The 2,539-nt window shown below is 59.3% G+C and carries 4 protein-coding genes; 3 read left to right on the top strand and 1 reads right to left on the bottom strand.

The genetic code is table 11. From position 1 onward, the window contains the following. Window positions 1–479, top strand: a 479-nt coding sequence (locus NKH35_RS31345; protein ID WP_352917533.1) for an alpha-hydroxy-acid oxidizing protein, incomplete at its 5' end; no start/stop codon positions are given. A gap of 327 nt (window positions 480–806) precedes the next feature. On the opposite strand, the gene NKH35_RS31350 is transcribed toward NKH35_RS31345, so the two are convergent. Further along, complete coding sequence (locus NKH35_RS31350; protein WP_031214191.1) at window positions 807–998, bottom strand: hypothetical protein; 192 nt, start codon at window positions 996–998, stop codon at window positions 807–809. Between the two features lie 610 nt (window positions 999–1,608). Here NKH35_RS31350 and NKH35_RS31355 point away from each other — a divergent pair. Next, entirely contained in the window at window positions 1,609–2,028 is a 420-nt protein-coding gene (locus tag NKH35_RS31355) for a DUF4258 domain-containing protein (RefSeq protein ID WP_084013556.1), read from the top strand. Continuing rightward, a complete protein-coding gene (locus NKH35_RS31360) occupies window positions 2,021–2,473 on the top strand; it encodes a helix-turn-helix domain-containing protein (RefSeq protein ID WP_023706400.1) in 453 nt (150 codons plus the stop codon). The genes NKH35_RS31355 and NKH35_RS31360 overlap by 8 nt, the downstream gene beginning before the upstream one ends. Window positions 2,474–2,539 lie beyond the last annotated feature (66 nt).

A 2,539-nucleotide genomic window follows, 5' to 3' on the forward strand; every position in this document is an offset into this window, starting at 1 on the left:
CCGTCGATGTCTACACGCCCCCGCGCCGGGCCGCCGCGGGGGGTTGGGCGCGCGTGCCGGCGGGCGGGGGGGTTCGCGTGGGCCCGGGCGCCGGCGGCACCAGTTGGGCCGCAGTGGAGGGCGAGCGGGCCCCCGATGCCGCCGACCGTACAGTTGCGATGGCGTTCGCCGATTGGGGGATCCCGACCCCGGCCAGCGTGCAGGCGGTACGTCGGGCGCTGCCAGCGGTGAAGCTGATCGCGTCGGGCGGGGTCAGCGACGGCGTCGACGTGGCCAAGGCTATCCGCCTGGGCGCGGACATCGCGGGGCAGGCAGCCGGCGTGCTGCGCGCGGCCACCGTATCCACCGAGGCGGTTGTCGCGCATTTCGAGATCGTCATCCGCCAGTTGGCCGTCGCCTGCTTCTGCACCGGCTCGGCTGATCTGGCGGCATTGCGTCAGGCGCGCTTGTTGCCCTCGGCGCATCTGCCCGCCGGTTGATCCCGGCGTCGCGCGCCCGTGGCGGCGGGCGCCTAGTCTTATGAGTCAGAAAGTCTCGGATGCGGGGGGAATCGCGCTGGTCGCGGGCTTGTCCGGGTGCTGCTTCGTGATCAGGGAGGCACCCCGCCATGCCCGAACGGACAGCCGAGAGTAAAGCGGTATCCGACGGATACTTGATCAGGGTGATCGGTAACGGTCGGAACAAGGTGCGCCGGGAGACCGGCAGGAGCAGATGGTGCAAATCCATTGCAATGAACGAGTAGCGGTCCACATTGACCCCGGGGTCAAGCGCGGTCGGCCGTGAGGAGACCCGTAACTTCTCTGGGGTCAAACACGGGTTGTTAGGCTCAAGCAGTTCATCAGCATGCTTTGAGACAAAGCGATGGCGGTGGAATGGTCGGTTATGATCGAGGGCTGGAACGAATTGGGAGACATGCCGGTAAGGTCCGGATAGACAAGAGCTGAGAGAGCCTGTTCTACGGCGACATCAGTTGTCGATTTGCGATAGTAGAAGATCATGGCAGCGCTGCAAAGGAACGCGGTCGTGAATCATCAGGCGGTGACGTATGCCTTCTTCGCCGGATTTGCCCGGATTGCCATACTTTCCGGCAGGTCAAGGAGTTTGCGATACGCCGGAGCCGAACGTCTTCGGCGCCGTTGAGCTTAATCCCCGATGGATGCTGTGACAGGAATGCCATCAAGGGATGGTCGGTGCCTTCGTTCTGAAGGAAATTTGTCCCGACATGGGAGTTGATGGAGCCGACGGCGCGGCTAGGAAGCATGCGCCCTACCGGGAGGCGGCGAAGTGTGGCGATTTCCTGCCCACTGGCGTTGACGGACAAAGTATCATCATGATACCTACGCCCATGTGATTCACCCCGTCTCCCTAGGAGCGCCGTGCTCCGGAAAGGAGGTGATGAGCATGAGCAGGAAGACGATTACGGTTGGCCGCAGTGCGGTCTCGGGTCGGTTCACGACTGTTACGACTGCGGTTCGCAAGCCGAACACGCATATCGTGACGCACATCAAGAAGTGATAAATAGGGCGCCCTTACCTCCCAGGGCGCCCTTTTTATCGTGGAGAGATTTTTTACCAAATCACCAATTTTAGCGAAAGGGACTCTTTTAAAATGTATCATAGTGATATACCTAAGGTGAAACCAAGCGGGCATGGGGGCGTTGTAGTCCGTGGTTGTGATTGGCCGAAGGGGCAAGCAACGGACGAAATACGCGCGATTGCGCGTTCGAAAGCGCTTACGATTTCCTATAAGCGCCACGCGATCGAACGTATGGCCGAACGAAACATCATCATGGGTGACGTTTTGTACGTCCTCAAAAATGGCTTTGTGCACATGGAGCCGATGGAGAGTACGCGACCCGCGTACAAAAAATATGCGATGGAAGGTCTCTGTCCCAACGGCAATAGCCGCACTCTGAGAGTGATAGTCATTCCTGAGAAGACCGGCACCTTCCTAAAAATTGTCAGTGTTATGTGGGTTGACGAGCCGTCTACCCGCGCAGGTACGTTGAATGGAGAATGCGATGAATAGCCACCACTACACCGAATGCGGACTGAAGAACGTTTTCATTAGCGGTCTTGATTTCGTGAACGACGATGAAGGTGACGAAATCATCACCATCCCGGCTGTCAACGAACTTCATCGTGTAATCGCTCTTGGCATAGTCTCACACGAGCATGGGATTAGCCCTGACGAGCTCCGTTTTCTGAGAACAGAAATGGGGTATACTCAAGCTGAGCTTGCTGTGCTTGTTCACCACGACAAGCAGTCAGTGGGACGATGGGAGCGGGGCGAGTTTGTGATCGATGGGTCGGCGGAGACAATCATCCGGCGTTTGGCGATTGAAAAACTCGATCTAGCTTCCGGAGCTGGGATGGATGAGCTGTCGCGTCGGAGTGTGCACACACTGAAGCCGCAACCGATCCAAATTCAGCACAGCAATGACGACGGATACCAGCTTCTAGCAGCCGCTTAGACCAAGCCATGGGTGGTCGGCGCGCCCCCCCCCCGGGGGGGGCCCCCCCACACGCCGTAAGCCCCC

The sequence above is a fragment of the Mesorhizobium sp. M1143 genome (assembly GCF_040318435.1).
GTDB lineage: Bacteria > Pseudomonadota > Alphaproteobacteria > Rhizobiales > Rhizobiaceae > Mesorhizobium.